5 protein-coding genes and 2 pseudogenes are annotated in these 5,140 nt (G+C 64.5%); 2 read left to right on the top strand and 5 right to left on the bottom strand.

Annotation, left to right across the window (positions count from 1 at the left end):
• Positions 1-390: 390 nt before the first annotated feature.
• The 3 genes from ABZ854_RS36910 to ABZ854_RS36900 all read right to left on the bottom strand — a co-directional run bounded on the left by ABZ854_RS36910 (position 391) and on the right by ABZ854_RS36900 (position 2,431).
• Positions 391-1,359 (bottom strand): putative adhesin, encoded by a 969-nt coding sequence (locus ABZ854_RS36910; RefSeq protein ID WP_361220355.1) that lies wholly within the window; start codon positions 1,357-1,359, stop codon positions 391-393.
• Positions 1,360-1,434: 75 nt separating this feature from the next.
• Entirely contained in the window at positions 1,435-1,773 is a 339-nt protein-coding gene (locus tag ABZ854_RS36905) for a hypothetical protein (RefSeq protein WP_361220352.1), read from the bottom strand.
• A 529-nt stretch (positions 1,774-2,302) separates the two neighbouring features.
• A complete protein-coding gene (locus tag ABZ854_RS36900; RefSeq protein WP_361220350.1) occupies positions 2,303-2,431 on the bottom strand; it encodes a hypothetical protein in 129 nt (42 codons plus the stop codon).
• Positions 2,432-2,524: 93 nt separating this feature from the next.
• Between ABZ854_RS36900 and ABZ854_RS36895 the strand changes: the two are divergent.
• Positions 2,525-2,910, top strand: a pseudogene (locus ABZ854_RS36895) (deferrochelatase/peroxidase EfeB); the annotation flags it as partial.
• 122 nt (positions 2,911-3,032) lie between these two features.
• Here the strand turns inward: ABZ854_RS36895 and ABZ854_RS36890 are convergent.
• The gene (locus tag ABZ854_RS36890) at positions 3,033-3,833 is read right to left on the bottom strand and encodes a hypothetical protein (protein ID WP_361220347.1); all 801 of its coding nucleotides are present in this window, start codon (positions 3,831-3,833) and stop codon (positions 3,033-3,035) included.
• A gap of 319 nt (positions 3,834-4,152) precedes the next feature.
• Positions 4,153-4,479, bottom strand: coding sequence for a hypothetical protein (locus ABZ854_RS36885; protein ID WP_361220345.1), 327 nt, complete (start codon positions 4,477-4,479; stop codon positions 4,153-4,155).
• A gap of 345 nt (positions 4,480-4,824) precedes the next feature.
• On the opposite strand from ABZ854_RS36885, the pseudogene ABZ854_RS36880 reads away from it, so the two are divergent.
• Positions 4,825-4,955, top strand: a pseudogene (locus ABZ854_RS36880) (IS5/IS1182 family transposase); the annotation flags it as partial.
• Between the last annotated feature and the right edge of the window lie 185 nt (positions 4,956-5,140).

The following is a 5,140-nucleotide window of genomic DNA, read 5'->3' as shown; positions in this document are numbered from 1 at the left end:
GAAAACGCCGGTGGTCATGCCCCTAATCAGCGGTCTGTCAGTGCCTCCGGAGCCGGTGACACCACCCCCCAGGCCATGCACTCGACAAGGGGAGGTAGTCATGCCAACTCCGAAGGCCGGTAGCCCTGTTGCGGGGCTACGAAGACGGTAATGGGGGGGACATCCGACAGGTTCCCGTCGGACGATGGAGTCGCCATGTTCGCTCCTCGCGAGCCGCTTGTTTGCCAAGGCTGTCGCCTTGAGCCGGCAGCAGTCGCCACCGGTGCGCCATGCGGTCGTACTCGGCCGTAGGACCTGCACTTGTTGGCCGGCCCACGGGGCGGTGCGTGGATCGCCTACGGTAGGTCGACGTGATGCGGGCGATGCCTCTGTCATCGGATGATCTTGATTTTACGTGACGCGTAGAATCTTTTTCCCCTTCGACAAAGCGTCCTTCGCCATTTCATGCCAGTCATAAAAGGCATCCTTGGGTACGCGGTACAAGAGGTAATCCTGCTGCCGATCATCGAGGGCCTCATAGTCTTTCATCGCCGCAGCCAGATCCTTCGCGCCCTTATCGATGATTGCGTCGCCACGCGTGCACACGTCCTTGATCCACTCCTCGTCGACCTGAGTGGCCTTCACTTCTGCGCCGCCGAGACAGGTTGCGATCCGCAGGTCCACAACGCCCTTGAAGGAACGCAGCAGCCCATTGCACGTATGGAAGGGAGGCTTGCACGTCTTCGGGCTTGCACACAACGGGCCCCGAAGGTCGGGGATGACGAATTCCTCGTCCCCGAGAAAGAAGAACGAGGCCCCCGTGCCGAATTTCTTAGCGGCCGCAAGGTCGCCCTGAAGCTCGATCGGCTTGTTCGGGGTCAAAACGAAATTTGGAATGCTATTCAGCGCCCCGTATCTCGCCTTGATAGGCACTCCCCCCTTCGGATCCACGATGAGCTTGTACACTTCGAAACTGTCCAGCGCCTCACCTGGGGTGACGTACGCGCTGATCTCCGTACCCAGAGGGACGAATGTTTCACCCTGCCCCGAAGTCCCGTGCCCCATCAGGATGAGGAAGTCCTTGTCACCGGCAAAGTTTTGCGCATTCTTCGTCCTGCAGTCACCACATGCGTTGTCACAGCTTTCATGAAGCATGTGACCGCAGTCTCCAAAGTCGGGTTCATCGCTTGCCGAGAACCCTTTTCCGCAGGTTGCGCACGTCACCAGCGCAGGTCGCGACTCCTTTCGTTCCTTTGGCTTACCGGGAGAGGCGCTCACCGATGGCGAAACGGAAACACCCTCAGGAGGGGTGACGGTCCTCATCGCGTCCAATGCCGCCACCACTACCGGATCAATATCCATAGGAGCTTGCTCTGACATAACGAACCTTCCCGGAACAAGGATACTTAGCCTTACCTAAATGGGTGACCCCGGCTGCACATTGGCCTCGAGTCATCACGCAATATTGGCCAGAACGGTCGCGCGTACCTTGTTCTCATCTGCTCGACTAAGAGCCCCCAACCTGAGTTCCACCTGTTCGAGAACTTTCTGGATGTACTGCTCTCTGGCGTCTTCCTCGCCCTGCGACGACGCGACCGATGAGACTGAATATCGGCTGTCCCGGACTGCGGAAGCCACCCCCCCGAGAAACTGCACCACCGCTGCCGAAGGTGGCACAGTCGCCACGTACCGCTTGACGAGCGTCTCCAGCGTGGCTTCCCGCCCATGACCCGATGAAGAACCCCCCGAAACCGATTCGTCCTGCTCCGGCGGACCTGCGAACGGTGTTGTCATCTTCTCTGCCCTCTTCCTGCACCGGCCCACACTCCGTGATGTAGACGATGCTGTCCTCTTCCCGCCCCTCCTCCCCGAATCGCACCGGCATTGACTCACCGGGCGACGGAAGGGCCCGCGCTCAATCGAGCGGAGAACCGACCAACAGCCATTCGAGACCGCACATGGCCGTCCGATATGCAAATGACCGCTATGTGTGCAGACAGATCTTCGTCTTCAGCATGAGCCTCGAAGAAGCCTCCCGCAAATGGACTCCCAGAGCCACGTCCGGTGGTCGCCATGGGAAGAGAGCCGAACCGAGAAGACCACCAGTTTTCGCTGGTCAACGAACCGGGCGGCTCGGCTCTTTCCGCTGAGCAGGGCCTGCGAACCGGACGACGTCGCCGCGGTCGCGGTCCTCCTCCCGCAGCCGCCAGTGGCGAGCCTCCCTCGTCAAGGCGGGCCTCGACCCCGTCGCGATCCGCTACGAGGTGTTCGGCCCGGACCTCTGGCTTACGTACAGCCAGAGATCGGTGCGAGCCCCGAACCGTCACGTCGGCGAGGGCGGCCCGGCGAGCAGGCTGCGGCGGGCGGAGTCGACGTGTTCCTCGGCGCGCCGGGCGAGCGTCTCACGGTCGTCGGAGTGCAGGAGTGCCGCCAGTTCGGGGTGCTCGTCCACGACGACTGACGCAGGAGAACGGCGGCTTCCTGCGCCAGTCACGGCGGCTGGCCCTGGGGAGCGGTGCGACAGTCATGTCCCAATGTCCCCCGGGGTGGCTCGTACCAAGGCATCCGCATCATCCGGATGCTCGTGGAGTTCTGGGACCGGCTGTCGCTGCACGAGCTGGAGACCATGATCGGACGGCGGGGTGACTCCGGTGCGCCACTCGACTTGGACAAGGAGTCCGTCAAGCCCGACTTCGCCGCTGACCCCTCCTGGCCTGCTGATCCCCTTCAACCTCGCACAGACGTCTTGCGAATCTGCGTACCGGGGCCAGCACCGACCAGCAGATCCTGCGCCACGGCTACAACGACGACCGCGGTATCGACGTCACGTGCGACCTGGACGTCGGCTTGATCTTCTGCTGCTACCAGCAGAACATCGCGCGACAATTCCAGGCCGTACAGGCACGCCTGGCCGTTGAGCCCCTGACCGACTAGGTCGAGCCCACCGGCGGCAGCTACTTCTTCGCCCTCCCCGGTTCCGCGGCCCCGGCGACCATTTCGGTGGCGGCCTTCTCCGCTCCCGTGTCCCTGGCCCGGGAGCGGGTCCCGGGTTCCTAGTGGACGTCGACGAAGTCGCTGGCCGATGTCACGGCGTTGGTGGTCGTCGTGCCGGCGTAAGAGAAGCGGTAGTATCCGTCGCTTTTCGCGGTCGTGGTGGCCGTCACCGTTCCTCGGGAGCTGCTGGTGACGGTCTTGAGGGTCGTGTAGGTGCTGGTACCGGATTTGCGGTACTGGAGCTTCACCGGCACGTTGCTCAGGCTTCCATACGCGTGAGTCTCCCAGTTGGCGCGGGTGAGTGTGCCCTTGACGGTGATGGTCCGGCCATGAACCACCGGTTCGGGCGAGGCGTTCGCGGTGAGCGTGGTGTTGCGCTTGATGTGCACGGCGCCGGCGTATCCGTCGCTGGTGGAACCGCTCGGGAGGCCGTATGCGATGGCGTAAGCGTGCCAGGTGCCGGCAAAGGCGTTCTTGGTCATGGCGGCCTTGGGGTCCACAGTGAAGTGGACTGTGCACGTCGACGTCTGGGCGCTGGTCGCGCTGCAGGAGCCCGATCCCGGCTCGGCGGGCAGCAGAACGCCGTCCCTGCCCTGGTCGTCGAAGGAGGTCCCGTGCCACAGGGCGACCCAGCCGCCGCTGACGCCGTCCGGGTCGGCCGCGGCGACCGTGCCGGTGAACGACTTTTTGGCGGAGGTACCGAGGACAATGTCCTTGCCACCATTGACGACTACCTTTGTGATTGTCGTGTCGTCACCGTCCATCGGGCGCTCGTGCGCCTGCGCGGCGCCGGGAAACACAAGAGTCGAAGCGACAACAAGGGCGCCGGGCAGAGCGGCGAGCGAAGCGCGTATGCGCATATTCATCCCCACGGGTCAGAAGAAGGCCCTCGCGGGACATCTCCCGACAAGAGCCTTGGGTGCACGCATCGTACAAAGCCGTGCGAGCCACGACGAGAGGCGGAGATCCCCGGATTCGCGCTACTTGGCACGAGGGCGGCCGAGAACACGCGCGAGTTCACCGACGAACGCGAGTATGAGTCCGCCCGCGCCGGTGCCCCACCACACAACCTCGCGCTCTCGTTTTGCGCCCTAAGCGCCGATGTCATGCCGGGGGCACACCGGCCAGACATGCCAGGTCTGTTCGAGCACGCTCTCCTGGATCAGGACCCCAGGCTGGTCAATGCCATGGTCGGGTCGTCGCACATGCTCGCCATAACAGGTCCGCCCAAGTCGAGCCGGTCCCCGCCGGCGAGGCGGACACCGTCTCCCACTGGGCAACCAGTCCTCCAGAATCTCGATCTCCGGTTTTCCCTTCGATCCCGCGCGCGGGCAGATCGCGGGCCACGACCCGCAGGGCGGCGACGTAGAAGCCCGGATCGAAGCCCAAGTCGTCCAGGGTGCGCCGGGCCAGAGAGGACATCTCCGCGTGCGGCACCTCGGCCCGGTTCCGCTCGACGACCTCCGGGATGGCGTCCGACTCCGTGGCCTGGGATCCCCTCGACACCCACGCGGGCTTCCGTCCGCCCGCTCGCGGTGGGCGCGGATCGAGCCGAGCACGCCGAAGCGGGGGTGGCAGCTGGCAGGGCCCGTCGTGAGGTGATCGACATGATCGCCTACATGTTCCGGACCGCCACTCAGTGGGGTACCTGCCGAAGGAGTACGGCAACTGGCGGTGTGTCCACAACCGGTTGGTAATCTGGGCGTCGATGGCCCGTGGGGAGCGGGTGTGCACCGCGCTGGTGGCCCAGTCCGACGCAGACGAAGCCCTCAACGAGGCGAATCGGTCGACTCCAGGATCGTGTGGGCCCGCCAGGATGCGGCCAAAGCCCGCAAAAAAGAAGGGGCCCCGGCCAGCGAACCGGACGACCACGCCATCGGCCGGTCCCGAGGTGGACTGACCCCGGAGATGCACCACGTCGCCGAGGGCCGCTGCTGGCCCTGGCGTTCGTTTTCACCGCCGGACAGGCCGGTGACGCACCTGCGGCCACCCGCCAGGGCGCGATCCCCCCGGATCTGACCGTCACCCATTGGACTCGCTGGCAGCCAAGCTCACCGACGACCCCTAGGTCGTGTCGGAGACTTGGAGATCGAGCCCGACGGCTCCCCGGTCTTTCCCACCGACTGGCGGGGAGAAGTGCTGAGGGAGATGCTCCCTGACGTCGTGC

It is taken from the genome of Streptomyces sp. NPDC047028, from assembly GCF_040644095.1.
GTDB lineage: Bacteria > Actinomycetota > Actinomycetes > Streptomycetales > Streptomycetaceae > Streptomyces.
Note: the sequence above shows the minus strand (reverse complement) of the source record. Positions and strands in the feature narration are given on the sequence as shown.

What these genes read in the sequence shown, in the direction of transcription:
- ABZ854_RS36910 (WP_361220355.1), bottom strand. Translation starts at nt 1,359, where the DNA reads ATGTCAGAGCAAGCTCCTATGGATATTGATCCGGTAGTGGTGGCGGCA.
- ABZ854_RS36905 (WP_361220352.1), bottom strand. Translation starts at nt 1,773, where the DNA reads ATGACAACACCGTTCGCAGGTCCGCCGGAGCAGGACGAATCGGTTTCG.
- ABZ854_RS36890 (WP_361220347.1), bottom strand. Translation starts at nt 3,833, where the DNA reads ATGCGCATACGCGCTTCGCTCGCCGCTCTGCCCGGCGCCCTTGTTGTC.